The sequence below is a fragment of the Flavobacterium cryophilum genome (genome assembly GCF_048286555.1).
Lineage (GTDB): Bacteria > Bacteroidota > Bacteroidia > Flavobacteriales > Flavobacteriaceae > Flavobacterium.
This window is the reverse complement of the sequence record NZ_JBLVPZ010000004.1, coordinates 56,245-75,218: the sequence shown is the minus strand read 5'-3', so window position 1 is coordinate 75,218 and position 18,974 is coordinate 56,245. Positions and strand designations below refer to the sequence as shown.

Genomic DNA, 18,974 nt, shown 5'->3' with positions numbered 1-18,974 from the left:
ACATAATAAGTGAAGGAGAAGTACGTTTTTTAATAGAGTTTTTTTTACAGTGATTTCTTGTTTGGATATATTTACCCAAAGGAAGAAATAAGCTCAGTAAAAAATTATATTTTTGATAAAAATTAAACAGACTTTTCGTTTGTAAAAATGACCCCATTGAAAAAAAGCTTCCTATTAGCAGCGGTTTTGGTTAGTACCCTCAATTACAGTCAAGCCGTTAGAAAATACTCGAATGAGTTTATGAATATCGGCGTGGATGCCGCTGCGTTAGGCATGTCAAATACTGTCGTTGCCGCTACCGATGATGTGAATTCAGGGTATTGGAATCCTGCAGGACTGCTGCATCTGGAAGATCATCAAGTGTCAATAATGCATGCTAATTATTTTGCTAATATTGCCCAATACGATTACTTGGCCTACGCAAGTCCTATCGATGACCGGAGCGCTTGGGGAATTTCATTAATTCGTTTTGGTGTCGATGATATTTTAAATACAACGGAACTTATCGACAGCCAAGGCAATATTGACTACAACAGAATCAGTCTTTTTTCGACGGCTGACTATGGTTTCACTTTTTCTTATGCCCGAAAACTTCCTGTCCCTGGATTTCAATATGGGGTAAACGCGAAAATTATTCGACGAATCATTGGCCAATTTGCCAATTCCTGGGGTTTTGGTTTTGATGTGGGATTGCAATTCGAAAAGAACAATTGGCACTTTGGATTAATGCTTCGGGACATAACGACCACCTATAACGTATGGAATATTGATGAAGACGAATATCAGAAAATTGCCAATTCTATTCCCGGAGAAAACCAGGAATTACCGGAAAGCACGGAGATTACCGCTCCAAAAGTACAAGTAGGCATCGCTAAAAAGTTCATCATACGATACGATTATAGTCTTTTGGCTGCCGCCAATATGAACATGCGATTTGCCAAAACGAATGATCTTATCTCGACCGATTTTGTCAGTATCGATCCTGCTTTGGGGCTTGAATTTGGCTATACTGATTTGGTATTTGTACGGGCAGGTGTGGGCAATTTTCAAAATGTACAACAACTGGACAATTCTGAAAAAGTAGGATTTCAGCCTAATATTGGTTTGGGTTTCAAGTACAAAGGCATCCAGATTGATTATGCACTCACTGATTTGGGCGACCAAAGTACCGCTTTATATTCCAACATTTTTTCAGTTAAAGTAGATTTGGCAATGTTTAGAAATTAATTTAAAAACAACAATACCTCCACAAATGAGTATACCTTCGTTAAAAAAAATAGCGCTTTTCGCATTACTATTTTCATTTCTGCACGGCTTTAGCCAAAGCATCGAATTATCAAAAAACACACAGGTGAGTATCCTTACTTGCGGAACAGGTAACGAATCCTATTCTCTTTTTGGACATACCGCAATTCGCGTACGCGATACCGCCAACGCTCTTGATGTGGTGTATAATTATGGCGCTTTTGATTTTAATACCCCAAATTTTGTCATGAAATTCATAAAAGGGGACTTACAATATTTTGCCGTAGCGCACTCCTATCCTGATTTCATTAGTCAATATCAATATGAAAAAAGATCCGTTTACGAGCAGGAATTAAACATCCCATCTTCTCTAAAACAAAAACTGTTTGACAATCTGAACACTTCATTGGCCTCCGGCGAAAGTCATTATACGTATAAGTTTATTGATAAAAACTGCACATCGATGGTTGTTGATATCATCAATAAAACAATAGACACTACCGCAATTGTAAAAAACACGGATACTGACATCACGTACAGAACAATCCTTTACCCGTATTTTGACAATCACTTTTACGAGAAATTAGGCACGAGCATCATCTTTGGTAAAAAAGTAGATGGTTTAGGGACACAACTATTTTTACCTTTTGAACTGCAAAAAAGCCTGAAGAAAGTTTCGTATCAGAACCACCCGTTGACGCAGGAAAACAAAACAATACTAGAATTCGACAAGGAAATTCCCTTCTCTTGGTGGAACAATCCCTATACGTATATTGTATTTCTTGGGTTTATTGTGTTGATAAACAAGAAAAGTATCGATTTATTGTACCTCATCCTGATGGCGGTAATAGGAATGTTTTTTGCGTTTGTCGGATTTTATTCGTCACATCTGGAATTGGGATACAACTATAATATTTTACTTTTTAATCCAACTTTAGCAGGGCTGCTTTACTTTTATTGGACAAAAAACAAAAAAGGAATTTACAATCTGGCGTTAGTAACGCTGCTGTTGTTGGGAATTTATTTCTTTGTAGTAATCAACAAAGCGCATTTTTTACTAGTGTTGCCATTAATAATTACTAGCGGAATTGTTTTAATCAGACTCGCAATACAGAATAAAAAACGCATTCCAATTATTATTTAACAGCCGGAAATCTATTCCTTCTTTTTCTGTTTTAAATTTAAAGTTATTTATGTCCGTAATTCCATTGCTCAATTCCCCTCTTGAGAGGGGCTAGGGGTGTGTTTTTCATACTCATAAATATAAAACTCAATAGCCAGTATAACATTTTCCACATCCTTCAAGACCTGTTCATCACTAAATCGCAAAACGGTAATCCCGAACTCATTCATTCGCTTTTCTTTTATACCATCTTTAATAATAAAACAAAAAAATCCCGCCTCCCGTGGAATCTATAGCTGTAATTCCATTGCTCAATTCCCCTCTTGAGAGGGGTTAGGGGTGTGTTTTTCATACTCATAAATATAAAACTCAATAGCCAGTATAACATTTTCCATATCCTTCAAGACCTGTTCGTCACTAAATCGCAAAACGGTAATCCCGAGCTCATTCATTCGTTTTTCTTTTATACCATCTTTATTATATACTTCTAAAAATTGGTGGGAATATCCATCTACTTCTATCCCTAACATTAATTCATAGCAGAAAAAATCTAAAATAAAATTATCAATCGGTTTTTGACGATGAAAATCATAACCGTACATCTGTTTCCCTTTTAATTTTAACCAAAGGAAAATTTCTGTTTCTGTCGAATTATTACGAAGCTGTCGGGAAAATCCTTTGAGTTTTGGATTGTAGGGTATAATTTTTCGTTTAGACATAGAAGATTCTGTCACTGTTTTAATAGGTTAAAAATAAGATTTTTTATTATATTATTATGTAGTTTAATAAAACAAAAAAATCCCTACTACCCTGAATCTACAGCTGTAATTGCACTTCTCAATTCCCCTCTTGAGAGGGGCTAGGGGTGTGTTTTTCATACTCATAAATATAAAACTCAATAGCCAGTATAACATTTTCCATATCCTTTAAGACCTGTTCATCACTAAATCGCAAAACGGTGATCCCGAACTCATTCATTCGTTTTTCTTTTATACCATCTTTATTATATACTTCTAAAAATTGATGGGAATATCCATCTACTTCTATCCCTAACATTAATCAGCAGAAAAAATCTAAAATAAAATTATCAATCGGTTTTTGACGATGAAAATTATAACCGTACATCTGTTTCCCCTTTAATTTTAACCAAAGGAAAATTTCTGTTTCTGTCGAATTATTACGAAGCTGTCGGGCAAATCCTTTGAGTTTTGGATTGTAGGGTATAATTTTTCTTTTAGACATAGAAGATTCTGTCACTGTTTTGATAGGTTAAAAATAATATTTTTTATTATATTATTATGCAGTTTAATAAAACAAAAAAATCCCGACTCCCCTGAAATCTATAGCTGTAATTGCACTTCTCAATTCCCCTCTGGAGAGGGGTTAGGGGTGTGTTTTTCATACTCATAAATATAAAACTCAATAGCCAGTATAACATTTTCCATATCCTTTAAGACCTGTTCATCACTAAATCGCAAAACGGTAATCCCGAACTCATTCATTCGTTTTTCTTTTATACCATCTTTATTAATAAAACAAAAAAATCCCGACTCCTCTGGAATCTATAGCTGTAATTCCATTGCTCAATTCCCCTCTTGAGAGGGGCTAGGGGTGTGTTTTTCATACTCATAAATATAAAACTCAATAGCCAGTATAACATTTTCCATATCCTTTAAGACCTGTTCATCATTAAATCGCAAAACGATGATCCCGAACTCATTCATTCGTTTTTCTTTTATACCATCTTTATTATATACTTCTAAAAATTGATGGGAATATCCATCTACCTCTATCCCTAACATTAATTCATAGCAGAAAAAATCTAAAATAAAATTATCAATCGGTTTTTGACGATGAAAATCATAACCGTACATCTGTTTCCCTTTTAATTTTAACCAAAGGAAAATTTCTGTTTCTGTCGAATTATTACGAAGCTGTTGGGCAAATCCTTTGAGTTTTGGATTGTAGGGTATAATTTTTCTTTTAGACATAGAAGATTCTGTCACTGTTTTAATAGGTTAAAAATAAGCTTTTTAATTCTATTATTATGCAGTTTAATAAAACAAAAAAATCCCGACTCCCTGGAAATCTATTGCTGTAATTCCATTGCTCAATTCCCCTCTTGAGAGGGGCTAGGGGTGTGTTTTTCATACTCATAAATATAAAACTCAATAGCCAGTATAACATTTTCCATATCCTTTAAGACCTGTTCATCACTAAATCGCAAAACGGTAATCCCGAACTCATTCATTCGTTTTTCTTTTATACCATCTTTATTATATACTTCTAAAAATTGATGAGAATATCCATCTACTTCTATTCCTAACATTAATTCATAGCAGAAAAAATCTAAAATAAAATTATCAATCGGTTTTTGACGATGAAAATCATAACCGTACATCTGTTTCCCTTTTAATTTTAACCAAAGGAAAATTTCTGTTTCTGTCGAATTATTACGAAGCTGTCGGGCAAATCCTTTGAGTTTTGGATTGTAGGGTATAATTTTTCTTTTAGACATAGAAGATTCTGTCACTGTTTTGATAGGTAAAAAATAAGATTTTTAATTATATTATTTTGCAGTTTAATAAAACAAAAAAATCCCGACTCCCCTGGGATTTAAAGAGAAGGATATGATCACGTGATCATTATAGGTTTGGTTTCAAAATGGTGTTGTTTGTTTTGAAAAAAGGACACACCCCTAGCCCCTCTCAAGAGGGGAATACGACCGCGCAATCAATGCGTTTTTGGGATTCAAAAACACAAAATCAGAACGTTCTCTATATAGTACAGTTTGCTTTGAGAAAGGTCATTCCCTAACTATCTGATTACAAATCATTACCTTTATAAAAATATAAGAGTTATTTATAGCTGTAATTGCACTTCTCAGTTCCCCCTCTTGAGAGGGGCTAGGGGTGTGTTTTTTGGGCTAACATACCCTAAGAGTTATTTATAGCTGTAATTACTCTCTTGAGCCAGAACCATCAACCACCGAACAAAGACAACTATTGCCCCCTATAAAACAAAACGGTGGTAATTGTTTTAAAAGCAATATTTAAATCCAGAAAAATACTTCTGTGTTTAATATAATACAGGTCGTACTGCAGTTTTATCAAACTATCGTTAATTGTTGCTCCATACGCATAGTTCACTTGTGCCCATCCCGTAAGACCTGGTTTTATTATATGTCTTGTTTCGTAGAATGGCATCACTTGTGCAATTTCCTTTACGAAAAAATAGCTATGTGAACACAAGATTTGGGCTATCCGACTCTTTTTTTCTATGCTTCTATGTGGTTCAATTTTTTTATTTAGGATTAATTGAAATTTTTATTAAGTACACCCAAGGGGTTAGACAGGTACTATTATTGCCCCCTATAAAACAAAACGGTGGTAATTGTTTTAAACGCAATATTTAAATCCAGAAAAATACTTCTGTGTTTAATATAGTACAGGTCGTACTGCAGTTTTATCAAACTGTCATTAATTGTTGCTCCATACGCATAGTTCACTTGTGCCCATCCCGTAAGACCTGGTTTTATTATATGTCTTGTTTCATAGAATGGCATCACTTGTGCAATTTCCTTTACGAAAAAAGGGCGTTCCGGACGAGGGCCAATAACGGCCATATCCCCTTTTAAGATATTTATAAATTGGGGGAATTCATCAATTCTGGTTTTTCGTAAGAATCTACCAAAAGCAGTCACCCGAGAATCATTTGTCGTGGTAAAAACAGCGCCATTACACTCGGCGTTGCAAACCATCGTTCTGAATTTTAAAATTTCAAATACCACCCCGTCTTTACCAACACGTTCTTGCGTGTAAAACAGCTTTCCTCGGTTTCCTATTGCATTTCCAATAAGTATTAACGGAACCAATACCAGACCTATGCACAACCCGACCACGGAGGCACTGATTTCAAAAATCCGGGCACCAATCAAATACAGCTTATTGTGATTACTTCTGCTAAAAGGAAAAAAGCGATAAAAATCTCTGGACATATAATGCACCGGAATACGCTGCGTTTTACTTTCATACACCTGCGTGTACTCCCGAATTACAGCGCCCGACTCCAGTAATTGAAGCAGTTGTTGATACAACTCAGCTGTAATTCCTTCTGTCTTTTGGGAAGCGATTACAATTTCAGAGATACCATTTTGTTTTACAAAAGAAAACAGCGCCGCTCTCTGGATATTTTTCACGTAGGGATAGTCGACGATCTCATCTACTGCGGCGTCGGCATTGACAAATGCAATTATTTTATAATGAGGATCAATCTGTTCTAATCCCGATATCAACTCCTCTACTTGCTCATGATCACAGATTAAAACTGCATTTTGCAAAAATCGATTTGAGGCTAAAAACGCAACATAAAACATGCGCCATAAAAACAAAGCCAAAAACACCACCAAATAAAACAATAAGATCTGAATTCTTTTCGAAGGAAGTTCTGGAGAGTAAAACGGCGTTAATAAATACACTAAAACGGTCGTTGAAACGGTGAGAATGGAACTTTTTAGTACCTGAAGTTGATTGCTGGCAACCTGTAGATTGTACATTTCGAAAATAGTTCCGAAAAGATTGATGTAAACGCCCAAAATAATCATCCAATATAAATTATTGGTAGACATTATCAAATAGTCAAAATCAAATACATTTCCAATGAAAAACAAAGAACCAAAAACAAAAAACACATCAAAAATACGAAGAATCATCTTTCGTTCTGATATCTCAAAATGCATTTTATCCATTGACAACATGGGTGATAGTTCCGTTTAGGAGTGCAATTTAGTACTTTTGCACCGAAGAAAATTGAAGATATGTTACTTTTTTTTAACAAAACAATAGTACATACCGATGTAGTCCAACACGACTTCAAATAAGCGCACCAATTAAACCGATTAGCGTCTTTGATCACGTATTAAAATACGTCCAAAATACATCAGTAACATACCATCATTAACTCGTTGGGTGTAATTTTTAAAAACGTCAGTTCGAGTGTTTTTTGTGTAGTAAAACGGAACTGAAAATGTATCGAGAACCGTTTTTAACGAAATTTTCTTTGTTCTCGATACGATTTTCTTCCCGAGGCTTCGGGAGAAAATCACTCGAACTGACGAAAAATTATCATCAAAAACTAAATTTACCCAACGGGTTTCATTAATAAAAAATAACAATAACCCGTTGGGTGTAATTGATTTTACCACATAGAAGATAGAAATTATAGTGTTTAAAAAGAGTTTAATTGATGTTTCACTTTTAACATTGTCAAACTATTCGAAAAATAGTGCTATTTTCTATTATTTCTTTAATTATAAGTTTTATTTCTATGTGGTAAAAAGAAATTTTTTTTGAATTACACCCAACGGGTTAACAATAATGAATAACAAATCAATCCTCCTTCTTTCTTGTAGGAAAACCCAACTGCACATTCAGCAAGGACAAAGAATACACAAAGGCGGGTGCTGCTGTTCGCATAGCAGCATGGTTAATGGTTAAAAACCAAAATGCGACAAAACACAATAAAAACATATTGAATTTGTTTTCCAGATACAAAATTAACGGGGTGATCATTAGAATTAACAAAGCCAATATCCCTAAAGATCCATGTTCGGCAAGCATTCTCGTGATCTCATCATGGGATAAAACTTTGATTCCCGTTTCGTCTTCTCTAATTTCGGCTCCTTTACCAACACCTACTCCAAAAATCGGATTCTTCAAGAAGGTATTAATCTCATCTTGAGCTACATCTTCCCTTCCTGTAAATTGACTTTCTTTAACTCGGCCTGAGGCATCTTGATTCGCATAGCGTTTATCAATAAGACCTCCCGTCTGAAACGAGGTATAACCCCAGGTTGCCATCATGGCAAGAATTATAAATACAATGATGTAATTTAATTTTACTCGGCCTCTGTAATTGGATTTAAAATACAGGAACAACAATAATAAAACAATCATAAGGAATCCTGTAATCATCCCTCCCCTTGAAAACGTAAGCATGCCACGATAGCTAATATTCAATGCAATAATCAAATTCGTTACTAACATAAATTTAGTGCCAGATTCTAATATAACTCTGGAAAAAAAAATAAACATGCCCAACCCTAGAAAAGTCGCCACTTGATTCGGGCCATAGCCTCCCGAAGTTGCAAAATTGGATTGCGTACTGGTGATTACATCTCGAACATTAGGCGTATATAAAGTTAGGTAAACCATACACGCAATAATAGGAAGCCCCATACTGAGTATGATGTTATTAATTTGATCTAATGCAATTTTTCTCCTATACGTATATAGAGACGCTACGCCTAAACAGACGGGACCCGAAATATTAAAAGCAATAGCTTTTCTAATATTGGTATCAAAATTTAATACAAAAGTGGAAATAACCACTCCTGGAACCAATAACAATAAAAACAGCCAATACGGTGTGGCACCTTTGGAAAATCCGCTAAAATACATGCCCATAAAAAGGAAAACGATTACCCCATATTTAGAAATTTCGTATAGGGGGTTCCCCCCTGTCATTCTCAAAAAAACTTCACTGCCCACCACATAGGCTGCTACTATAAGGGCTTCGTTATTCTTGTTTTGTTTTTTTATAATGTAATAAGCTCCAATTATAAAGATGGTATACCCATATATTTTAGTGGTAAAAGGCAATACATATCCTAATACTCCAATAACAACATGAGATAGTATTAAATAAAAATAAAATTGTTCTTCTTTTTTCATTTTAAATAGCGTGCAACCAATATAAATAATTTTTTAGTACTATTTTTTCTGAATAATTTTCTCTAATGGTATGGTAAAGTAAATTCCCAAAATCTAGTCGTAAGGTATCGTTTTCTATCAATTTTACGACGGCTTCATGAAATAATTGTTTCTGATTAGCAAGGATAAGAAAACCATTTTCCCCATTTTGAATTACCAAAGGTATTTCCCCCACAGCGGTTACTATTACAGGTTTTTTATGCCACCCATACTCCAAAAGTGCCACGGGCAGGCCCTCCGATTGAGAAGTTAGTATTGCGATTGTCGATTGATTCAGAATATTTTTGATATCTTGTTTCGTGCCATAAAGGAATACATTTTTTTCAAGACTATTTTCAACTATTAAAGACTTAATCTGTTTAGAATAGGCGTCATCAAAATCTTTTCCGACCAAATGAAAGGTCCAATCTGGATAAGATACTATTAATTTCTTAGCTACTTCCAACAATAAAAAATGATCTTTCTGTGTTCGCAAATTAGCCAAGCAAATAATACGCTTTCCATCCATTCCTTTCAATGCCGTAAGTCCTGTAATATTCTTTTCTTCAGTTGGAAAATTGGGCAAATAAATAGAGTTCTCAAAATGTAAATTTTCATTCGCCCAAACTTTTAGTTTTTGATTGACCGCTATAATCCCGCTAAAAAAAGGGGCAATCAATCGCAAAGCCAGTAGCGGTCTTTTCTTTAAAAATTCACTTTCCCCGTAGTGATCATGCCAAATTATTTTAAGAGAAGGACAAAGTAACTTTAGAAGAGAGGCAAGAAAAAAAGAAGTACTATGCGCATGAACAAATGTAACCTTATGTATTGCTACATAATTTCTAAGCTTAAAAAGAGCTTTAAAATCAATGACATTTTTTCTATTCAAAAACAAATACGAAACACCATCATCAATTTGATTCTGAAGGGATCCTTCTCTACGACTCACCACTAATCCGGAAAAATCAATTTGTTTAGCCAAGGCATTCGCATAATTGACCGCCATACGTTCAGCTCCACCAGCTTCTAAACTATCTATTAATTGAAGTATTCTCATTTTTGTAATATCCAGTTTTTCAAATCCAAATAACTCCATTTTAGCGGTCCTCTAATATTGAGATGTTTAGAACTACTTTTTAATCGATTACCATCATAAACATAATAGTAATGAGTTGAATCTATGCGCTGCACATCCAATTGATGCATTCCCGCATTAAACGCTGCTATATTTTCATTTGCCATTAAATAAAAAGGAAGCTCTCTTTTTACTTTATAACTTCCACTATGAAAGGAAAAACGGTACAAAGATAACCCATAGCCATAGCCTTTGGTACAATTTTGTACCGGCAAAAGCAATCCTTTTTTATCGGTAAAAAAACGACCTCCTGCTCGTGCCTCAGTTCCTATTAAAGCAATTGGTTTTTTATGTAATTTCCATTTCCCAAATAAAGAGTCGGCTTCGTAGAGGTACATATTTTTGTTATAATCGGTGCCAACTAAAATATTCAAAGAGTCCGACAAATAAATGGAAGGATCCACGAGTGCAACTTTGTCAATCAAAGTATCACAAATCCGCCAATCAAAAGGAAAATGATGTGCTTTATACAGCAACACCATATTCGCCTGTTTGGACTCCGGCACCATATAAAAAGCGCCCCTATATTTAAAAACCTGAGGATAAGACAAATGAAATTTTTGGGTTAAAACAGTTCCCCGATACTGATACTTTTTTCCATCTACTGAGGTCAATAAACCAATATCCGCATTGCGTTTGATTTTCTTATGTTCAAAAAACAGATAAAAAGTGTCTTTTTCTTTGACAAAAAAAGGATCTGCAAGAAATACCGTACTGTCATTTTCAGCTTTCAACTTTTCGATAGAATAAATGGAGTTTTTCTCCACGGCAACCTTTTCCGGATAACCAACTGATTCACCAAAACCTATAGACCACCCGCCGCCATCCTGTTGAAAAAAAGGAGTTCTATAGTTGATTACAGTAACCATGGCAATCGCAAAAAAAAGAAACCCAAATAGGTAGTACTTTTTCATTTAATTCTTCAATTTTGATTCTTGTTTCAATAGATTTATAATTTCTCGTTCAAAAACATCCAAAGTATAGTTCCTGGACCAATTCGAGGCTTTTTCGCTTTTAGTATCAAAATCCGCTTGATTTTTCAAAATCAGTTCTACTTTTTCAACATCCTTTTCCAAATCCATGGCTAGCAAAACACCCCTTTTTCCCTGATTTAGCATAAAAGGCACGCAGGATACAGGAGTTGCTAATGGAACGCAACCCCAAAACATGCCTTCGGCAATTGCTTTCGGCCAACCTTCACTATTTGAGGGCAAAATGACAAAATGACTTTCCTGATAGGCTTTTTTGACGATCTCTTGAGTTTGGTTTCCTTTCAGTGAAATTATTGTTTCCAACTGATGTATTAAAATATAATCTTCTAAAGATCGCCGTTCCAAACCTTCCCCATAGATACGTAAACGTACGGAATACCCTTTTTGATATAAATTTTCTATCAAATGGATCGCATACATTGGATTCTTTCCTTTCGTTAAAGTACCTACATAGACAAAATCAATAACTTCATTTAATTTTTTTGGAACTATTGGCACTATATCTTTTTCCACATAAGTCGCGGTAAAAAAGGGTTTTATATTTTTCGAACTTCCTTTCCATTCTCCATATACTAAAACCTGCATATTTCTAGTAAGAAAGCTATTATTTAAAATCCATTTCTGCAATTTGTAAGTCGAAGGCTGTTTAGATGTGTAATCCCAATTGCCTGCATATTTGGCTGTTTTGGGAGTATTAGGAAAAAGTATCTGCAGCAAACAGCCCAGTAATCCTACATTACCAGGACAACGCAAATGAATATGATCCGCATTTTGCATAACTTTGAAAATATTCCAGCTTATTGCTGGTATTTTTAAAATCGCACTAAAAAGGCCTTTTAAATTCAAAACATCAAAGCCCTCAATAGGTATAAATTGAATGTTTTGATGTTGATAAGTTGTATCTACAACAGTTTTTTTTGATTTTACTACAGGAGCCACTACTACCAATTCCTCCACATACTTTGCCCAAACATTCATTTCGCTAACATAGGGAGCATAAGCAAAATAATTATTCTTATCAATGATATGAGGTACATGAGTTATGATTGCAAATTTCATAGTATCAAATTAGAAATAGCATTACAGTAGGTATCCACACCAAATTTGTCTAAAAAGGTGGCTCTCGCGTCAAAACTCATTTGTTCATATAGATTAAAATTATTCTCAATTTTATCAAATAAGGACACCATTGAATCTATACTGGGCTCAAATTTAAAACATTCCTTTCCATCAGTTAAATAAGATGCCAAACCAATTGTATTAGAAAGTAACAAAGGGGTCTGATTCATCATAGATTCTAAACCAACAGTGGGTAGGTTATCAAATTTGGAAGGTATTATTACAAAATGACTTTTATTCAAATAGTCGTCAATAGTATCATAAGGCAATCCTCCAAGGTAATGTATGTCCAAATTATCCTTTATCATCGCTCTTATTTCCAATTCTTGACTACCGGTTCCTGCAATATTTAAAATAATTTTTGAATTCCGGACTTTATTTTTATAAGCTGTAAAAGCAATAATTAAATCAACCACCCCTTTTGAAGGATCTAATCGGCCAAGGTATGAAATAGTAATTGAAGCTGGATCGATAGCTATTTTATTTTTAAATCGATCTTTAATAGGATTGAGTAGTACCAATCCCTTATCAATTAAATAAAAATCTTCCAAATTTTTTTTTGCTAATGCGGAGGGACATATAATGATATCACAAAATAAGTTGTAGAATATTTTTTTTCTAAAAAACAACATCTTTTGTTTTGTGGATGTCTTTTTTACATCAGCCAAAAGCTGATCAGTCAAGGTGTGATAATATTCGAATGTTTTTACTTTACCAAATGACAATACTTTCGAAACACTCAGTGAAATATTACTTCCCACAAAATGACCAATAATAATATCTGGTTTATATTTAAAATATATGGAAATATACCAAAAAACATCTCTAATTAAAGTGGGCCTTTTCGTTGTAGGCCAGGAACAAATACTAATTTTACCGTTTTCCTTTTTTACTACTTTTTCCTCTACAAAATAAGGATGATGAGAAACAAAAACAACTTGATGTCCCAAGTTAGCCAGATAATGCGCTAAATGATAACTCATTGCTGAAAACGAAACTTCACTGTAATTATGTGCTATAAGAATTGTTTTCATTAATTTAAACCTGTTTTTTATGCTTTTGTAACTTCTAAATAAATAGTAGAACCGTTATAATGATGAAATATAGATTTTAAAAAATAAAAATAAAATTTTTTGCTTTTTATTTCAAGATACGGAAATTTCTTTACCATAACCTTACACTTAACAAATTCACTAATTTCAAATATAGCGGTGATATTTTCTTTAGTAAAAAAGTTCAAATGAATGGGTGGTTTATCTTGAAATATCGCATCCTCCTCTCTTTTTGGATAATTAAAAATCTTATTGTAATTAGGCGTAGAAAGAATAATTTTTCCTTTTTTATTCAATTTTTTATAAGCCAACTCCAGAAATAATTTTAAATCCTGTAAATGTTCTATTACTTCCCATAACATAATTACATCAAAAGATTCTTCTATAGTATCAATAACAGTAAAGTCATCATTAATAGTATTCAATTTTAAAAATTGAGATTTTTGGTATGATTCTTTATCAATTTCAATACCCAAATATTTAATATTTTCATTTTCATTACGAATATAAGAACCAATTAAACCGACACCACTTCCTATTTCAAGAACAGATTCACATTTCCCATTGAGAACATGCTTTTTTAAAAGCCTTGACCGGTGATATCCAACTTTAATTTTTTTATTTTCTAAAAGCATGGCATACTCTACTACAGCATGGTTCCGGTAAATTGCATTCTCTTTATTATATAATTCGTCATAAACTGCAATAAACTGATCTTGAGAATAAATTGTTAAACAAAAAATCAGTTTACATTTTTTACATTGTCCTAAATTATACGTCTTATTAATCAATGTAACTTCGCTTTTACAAACTTTACATACTGTATAGTTATTCATCTTTAAAAAAAGTATTCGTTTCAAAATAATCTTTAAATCATCATCATTTTATAAACTCATAATTATTAGAATAATTAAAAATCCTTTTATTACCTTTTTGGTTTATTAAATATCAAACTCCACCATCCTACTGTTCTGCCTATGGCTTCGGTAAAGGCTTCCTTTCTCTCAGTGGTGGTAAAAGCATTGCTGTATCTTATAATCGTCAAAAGTATCGTAATGGAATGCCATTTCAGTTTTGCTTCAAGAAGAGGTTTTGGATTCTTTGTTTGCCATACATACCATCCATTACGCACCACCATTTTACCGTATTGATATTGGTTAGGTCGCCCTGAAGCATCATGATAATGATTCAGTTTGGCCGAAGTATTCAAATACAACTTTCCTTCTTTGGCAACTCGCAAAGTAAAATCCGCATCTTCGTACAACCCATAACCCTCAAAATAAGTAGAGAATCGCAAAGTTTCAAATACTTTTTTTCTAAATGACGAAACACCGCCCATCAGCATTTCTACTTCATAGGTTTTACCGCTTGGAGGTAAAAATCCAACGCTACGCCCATGCGAATACAAGGAAGAATAGCCCGGCGGACAATCACTGTCCAGTCCTAATTTTTTTCGTAGCACAAATCGACTGCCGTCTTTTCTTTTCCATCCGTCAAAATAGTATTCCTCTATCTTGGGATGATAGTCCACCCCTACAAATTCACATTCAGACTCATTTACGATATATCCTCCAGCTCCAAAAGCCTCGGGATAAATTTGATAGGTTTTTAAGAGTTGCTCAAAATAATCATTTTCTAAAACGATGTCATCATCTAGAAAACAAATTATTTCCATCTCTTCTCCTACTCGTTCTATTCCATAATTCCGTTGTTTGGTCAGCCCACGTTGCTCAGCTGGAACCATAAAATAGTTTAAATTTTCAAATTGATTTTCATTTAAGACTACTTCAGTTTCTTTATTTGTTGATCCATCTATGATTATAATTTCATTCGGATATACGATTTGACCCTGCACAGATTGCAACAATTGGAGCAAAGGTTTGGAACGCATATACGTGCAAATAATTAGAGAAAATTTCATGATGCATTTTTTAATTGACTAGCCCAAAATACACTCTGGCCCCATCGTTTTTGAAACATTCTAAAATAACGGTATGGATTTTTAATATTCTGATATTTATAAAACTTGAAAAACAAAGTGGTTTTATATCCTTTAAGCTGCTCGCTGGAATTGTGCGAAATGATATATAACATAACGGTTGGTGATGGTTTGGGTTGGATACGGTCATTTTGCCACTGTAACTCAGGTTTTGTCCGAAAACCTCCAATTGGGGCTTTCAAATGTAATATTTCAGGCTTAGGTAAGTACAACACATCGCAACCTTTATTTCGCAACTGCATTCCAAAATCAGAATCTTCACCGAAGCCAAATTCAAAACCCATATTAAAAGTACAATTATTTAAAATTGCTGTCTCAACAAAACTGCATCCGGAACCAAAACTTCCCCATTGAAAAACATTTTTAAAAATTTGTCTTTCTTCTTTTCGCAAACAACTAATTGAAACCGCTTTTGCACCGAATTTATTTATACTTTCAAATGTCTTCTGGATAAATAATTTAGAGATTCTTATATCATCATCAGCAAAGAAAACCCATTCACTTTCCGTATGGCTTAAAGCCAAATTCCGGGCATTACAAGCACCCGTTTGATGTATAAAAAAATGTTCTATTTTAAACGGCCACTTTTCTTGATAAATATAGTCTAATTCACTTGTGCTTAGCTTTTCAGGATTTTGTTCTATAATAATAATTTTGTTAGGCAGAAGCGTTTGTTTCGAAAAATCTTTCAATACATCATACAAATAATCTTTCCTCCCAATGGTTGGAATAATCACATCAACAGCAACTGTATCAATTGCTTTTTTTGAAGACTGCACAAGTATAGAATCTAAATTTATAGTATTGTTTTTTCTATTCTTATAAAAAAATGAAAAGAGTAAAGGTAGTACAGGAAATTTCCATTCATATAAAACCAAATTTAACACCATTAAAAATACCCATCGTGTCTTATAGTGCTGCTTAACAAATCGAAAAAGAGTATAAATGCTAGCTTTAGGCGGGTTATTAAATTTGCCAGCTAGTAATAGTCTCGGTTCCGAATAACAAAGTAACCCTAAAGGCATTCCTGTTTTTGCCATAGAACACAAATAATAATCAAAATCACTATCGCACATTACTGTATCTTTTAATGCATTTAAAACAGAAGCATGAATAATACCAACAACACTGCTCATTTGCCACGTAGGATAGGATACTTTTTTATTCACATTAATAAATAAAGACTCCTCTACATAGCCTATCTTCGTATCAAAAAAATTATGTTCTGATGCGGAAAAAGACAACATCGTTTTATCGTGATGAAACAACGTTTTTAGACCCTCTAAATCTAACTGTTCTTTGACCGCTGAGTGACACCAAACAATTTTTTCATTCGGAAATTGTTTTGCAATCTCCTGTAAACCACCTCCAATAGTCCCTTGAGGATAATATTCAATTTTTTGATTATTGGAAGCTACTACTTCTGTAATTTTAGCATTTTTATGGTATACAATAATCAAAATTTATCCAATTAAAGAGTTATAAAACGACAAACTTTCTTTTGCAACGACTGCTATGCTAAAATTTTCAGTCACCTTTTTTCTAGCTTCCATACCAAATTCTTTTTGTAATTGGACATTTTCCAATAATTGAATAATTTTATTGGCATATTCCAAATGATGGGTTGGATGTACTAAAAACCCATTGAGTCCATCATCTATAACTTCTAGAGCCCAACCTATATTAGAAGCTACGATAGCTTTTTGCAATGCCATCGCTTCGATCCAGGAAACAGGCAGTGCCTCTGCAAAAGTAGGAAATACACATACGGTTGCTTCGTTGATGTGATTTTTTATATCTTGATAGGGTACGGGTCCTAAATAATCCACATTGCCAAGTGCTTGTACCGTAAATAATTTCTGCATCATATGCCAGGTCGAAGAATTCCCTGATATAATATCAGGAACATCTTTTCCCACAAGAACAAGCTTTACTTTAGGATATTTATCAAACACTACATTAAAAATGAAGGGCAATTCCAACAATCCTTTTTTCCGGATTAAACTGCCAAAATACAAAATAACGTCAGTAGTATCGTCAGTGCAATTCTGCCTAAACAAACCTATATCAATTGAGTTCGGAATGATAGTGAAGTCCTTCTCCAAACCAAACACTTCATTTGTTGTATCCGCTGTAAACTTACTTACCGACAACAAGGCATCCGCTTTTTGTAAGGCTCGTTTTTCATGAAGTTTATTGTACCACTTTACAGGTCGCTGATCCAGATGGCAAAAATACGTATCCGAACCGTTCAGTCGGATAACGATAGGACAGGTAGCATTTATAAAAGAAGTAATACCGGTCCAATCGGGTGCTTCCACCAAATCAATTTCTTTTTGCTGATGTAAGGTATTGATTATTTTTTGAAGTTTTTTTCGGGTAAAATACCATGATAATCCTTTGAATTTCACATTCCGTATTTGTTGGATACAAATGCCATTGTCATCAAAAACACCATCTTCTTTCTGACCGTATACCAAAACTCGAACCGAACAACCTTCTGCCAAAAGTCCGGCAGCCAAATTTTTTATACTCGTGCCAATACCTCCGAAGGCTCCGGTTTTCGAGTGGGGGTATTCAGGAGTCAGAAAGGCAATTTTCATATTTATTTTTTAAAAAAATCGTTGATAATTACAGCCGTAAACTTGCGAGCTCCGGTATCGTTCATATGCCCGCAGGACGAAAAATATTGATCCCCTTCCACCGCATTTTCATAATTATGAATTTCTGGATAGACTTGGCGGACTTTTTCAAAATAATCCAATCCTTTAGTGTTGGTGCACATCGGTGTCATAACGGCAATCAAATTAATATTATTCGCTGCACAAATTTGCTTTATTTCTTCATAATATTTATTGTGTAACGGTTTTAGATTTGTCAGGTTATTTTTCATATTGGCATTGGGATTTTTGCCTAATGGATAATATCCTAAATGAGCTAAATAGGTGGTCGGTTCGTTAACTACTGTTTTGTAGAGTTCCCTAAACCCTATTTTAGAGTCAAATGATACATATCGATAAAAAGGCAGGTAATACAATTTTTTAAAATCTGGCTCTTCTGAAAAATGATTTCGAATCGTTTGAGAATCATGGAGAAAAGGGAGAAAACGGGATGAAACACCCTCATCTCGCTTCTCATTAGACAAATTCAAATCCGTCTCCAGTATCACATTTTTTATTTCATATTTCCGCCCTATCATTAATTTCAACAATAGAGAAGCTTCAAATAAATGTCCGCCGCTCATGCCGTAATTAAAGGTTTTCAATCCCTTCTCTTCAAATAGTGGCGCAACAAAATGATTGTTCGCTCGGGAAGAACCTAAAATCACTACATCATAATTTCGGACTTCTGAATTGTAAACATACTCTATTTTTCCTCTATTTGAAGACTGCAAATAAACAGTCGTATAAAGAAAATCCAATACGACCAACAGTACAAATAATAGCAAGAGGGTTTTGACTGTAAAAATTAAAAACTGCTTCATTATTGTTTTATTCTTTATTGTATTTATAGTTTCATTTTAAACAACCGTCATCTCTTTTTCGACCTCCAGCCCTAAA

At 34.0% G+C, this 18,974-nt stretch carries 18 protein-coding genes and 2 pseudogenes; 2 read left to right on the top strand and 18 right to left on the bottom strand.

The genetic code is table 11. The features are described 5' to 3' along the window. Nucleotides 1-156: 156 nt before the first annotated feature. Both ACNQGJ_RS08260 and ACNQGJ_RS08255 read left to right on the top strand, forming a co-directional pair. Nucleotides 157-1,227: a putative type IX sorting system protein PorV2 gene (locus ACNQGJ_RS08260; protein ID WP_470303341.1), complete on the top strand. Its 1,071-nt coding sequence runs from the start codon at nucleotides 157-159 to the stop codon at nucleotides 1,225-1,227. Between the two features lie 25 nt (nucleotides 1,228-1,252). Next, complete coding sequence (locus tag ACNQGJ_RS08255; RefSeq protein WP_417973645.1) at nucleotides 1,253-2,389, top strand: lipoprotein N-acyltransferase Lnb domain-containing protein; 1,137 nt, start codon at nucleotides 1,253-1,255, stop codon at nucleotides 2,387-2,389. Nucleotides 2,390-2,457: 68 nt separating this feature from the next. Here the strand turns inward: ACNQGJ_RS08255 and ACNQGJ_RS08250 are convergent, their stop codons facing one another. The 18 genes and pseudogenes from ACNQGJ_RS08250 to ACNQGJ_RS08165 form a co-directional block, all read right to left on the bottom strand. Beyond that, complete coding sequence (locus ACNQGJ_RS08250; RefSeq protein WP_417973877.1) at nucleotides 2,458-2,613, bottom strand: DUF559 domain-containing protein; 156 nt, start codon at nucleotides 2,611-2,613, stop codon at nucleotides 2,458-2,460. A gap of 66 nt (nucleotides 2,614-2,679) precedes the next feature. After that, a complete protein-coding gene (locus ACNQGJ_RS08245) occupies nucleotides 2,680-3,102 on the bottom strand; it encodes an endonuclease domain-containing protein (protein ID WP_417980338.1) in 423 nt (140 codons plus the stop codon). 103 nt (nucleotides 3,103-3,205) lie between these two features. Continuing rightward, nucleotides 3,206-3,610, bottom strand: a pseudogene (locus ACNQGJ_RS08240) (endonuclease domain-containing protein). Between the two features lie 119 nt (nucleotides 3,611-3,729). After that, nucleotides 3,730-3,885: a DUF559 domain-containing protein gene (locus tag ACNQGJ_RS08235; RefSeq protein ID WP_417980346.1), complete on the bottom strand. Its 156-nt coding sequence runs from the start codon at nucleotides 3,883-3,885 to the stop codon at nucleotides 3,730-3,732. 66 nt (nucleotides 3,886-3,951) lie between these two features. After that, nucleotides 3,952-4,374 carry an endonuclease domain-containing protein gene (locus ACNQGJ_RS08230; RefSeq protein WP_417974843.1) on the bottom strand — a complete coding sequence of 141 codons (423 nt, stop codon included), beginning with the start codon at nucleotides 4,372-4,374 and terminating at the stop codon, nucleotides 3,952-3,954. Nucleotides 4,375-4,478: 104 nt separating this feature from the next. Continuing rightward, on the bottom strand, nucleotides 4,479-4,901 hold the full coding sequence (locus ACNQGJ_RS08225) for an endonuclease domain-containing protein (RefSeq protein ID WP_417980337.1): 423 nt from the start codon (nucleotides 4,899-4,901) through the stop codon (nucleotides 4,479-4,481). Between the two features lie 469 nt (nucleotides 4,902-5,370). Further along, a pseudogene (locus ACNQGJ_RS08220) lies at nucleotides 5,371-5,601 on the bottom strand (sugar transferase); the annotation flags it as partial. 128 nt (nucleotides 5,602-5,729) lie between these two features. Beyond that, nucleotides 5,730-7,124 carry an exopolysaccharide biosynthesis polyprenyl glycosylphosphotransferase gene (locus tag ACNQGJ_RS08215; RefSeq protein ID WP_417974848.1) on the bottom strand — a complete coding sequence of 465 codons (1,395 nt, stop codon included), beginning with the start codon at nucleotides 7,122-7,124 and terminating at the stop codon, nucleotides 5,730-5,732. A 631-nt stretch (nucleotides 7,125-7,755) separates the two neighbouring features. Beyond that, entirely contained in the window at nucleotides 7,756-9,099 is a 1,344-nt protein-coding gene (locus tag ACNQGJ_RS08210) for an O-antigen ligase family protein (RefSeq protein WP_417974850.1), read from the bottom strand. Between the two features lies 1 nt (nucleotide 9,100). Further along, on the bottom strand, nucleotides 9,101-10,174 hold the full coding sequence (locus ACNQGJ_RS08205) for a glycosyltransferase family 4 protein (RefSeq protein WP_417974852.1): 1,074 nt from the start codon (nucleotides 10,172-10,174) through the stop codon (nucleotides 9,101-9,103). Further along, nucleotides 10,171-11,166: a glucosamine inositolphosphorylceramide transferase family protein gene (locus ACNQGJ_RS08200; RefSeq protein WP_417974854.1), complete on the bottom strand. Its 996-nt coding sequence runs from the start codon at nucleotides 11,164-11,166 to the stop codon at nucleotides 10,171-10,173. The genes ACNQGJ_RS08205 and ACNQGJ_RS08200 overlap by 4 nt, the downstream gene beginning before the upstream one ends. Continuing rightward, nucleotides 11,167-12,303 (bottom strand): glycosyltransferase, encoded by a 1,137-nt coding sequence (locus ACNQGJ_RS08195; protein WP_417974856.1) that lies wholly within the window; start codon nucleotides 12,301-12,303, stop codon nucleotides 11,167-11,169. Beyond that, nucleotides 12,300-13,397, bottom strand: coding sequence for a glycosyltransferase family 4 protein (locus tag ACNQGJ_RS08190; protein WP_417974857.1), 1,098 nt, complete (start codon nucleotides 13,395-13,397; stop codon nucleotides 12,300-12,302). Before ACNQGJ_RS08190 ends, ACNQGJ_RS08195 begins: the two co-directional genes overlap by 4 nt. Nucleotides 13,398-13,414: 17 nt before the next feature. Then, entirely contained in the window at nucleotides 13,415-14,251 is an 837-nt protein-coding gene (locus ACNQGJ_RS08185; RefSeq protein WP_417974859.1) for a class I SAM-dependent methyltransferase, read from the bottom strand. A gap of 89 nt (nucleotides 14,252-14,340) precedes the next feature. Beyond that, entirely contained in the window at nucleotides 14,341-15,336 is a 996-nt protein-coding gene (locus ACNQGJ_RS08180; RefSeq protein ID WP_417974861.1) for a glycosyltransferase family 2 protein, read from the bottom strand. After that, entirely contained in the window at nucleotides 15,333-16,583 is a 1,251-nt protein-coding gene (locus ACNQGJ_RS08175) for a glycosyltransferase family 2 protein (protein WP_417974863.1), read from the bottom strand. The genes ACNQGJ_RS08180 and ACNQGJ_RS08175 overlap by 4 nt, the downstream gene beginning before the upstream one ends. Before the next feature lie 294 nt (nucleotides 16,584-16,877). Beyond that, entirely contained in the window at nucleotides 16,878-18,017 is a 1,140-nt protein-coding gene (locus ACNQGJ_RS08170; RefSeq protein WP_417974865.1) for a glycosyltransferase family 4 protein, read from the bottom strand. Nucleotides 18,018-18,019: 2 nt separating this feature from the next. Beyond that, nucleotides 18,020-18,862, bottom strand: a complete 843-nt coding sequence (locus ACNQGJ_RS08165) for a hypothetical protein (protein ID WP_417974867.1) — start codon at nucleotides 18,860-18,862, stop codon at nucleotides 18,020-18,022. Between the last annotated feature and the right edge of the window lie 112 nt (nucleotides 18,863-18,974).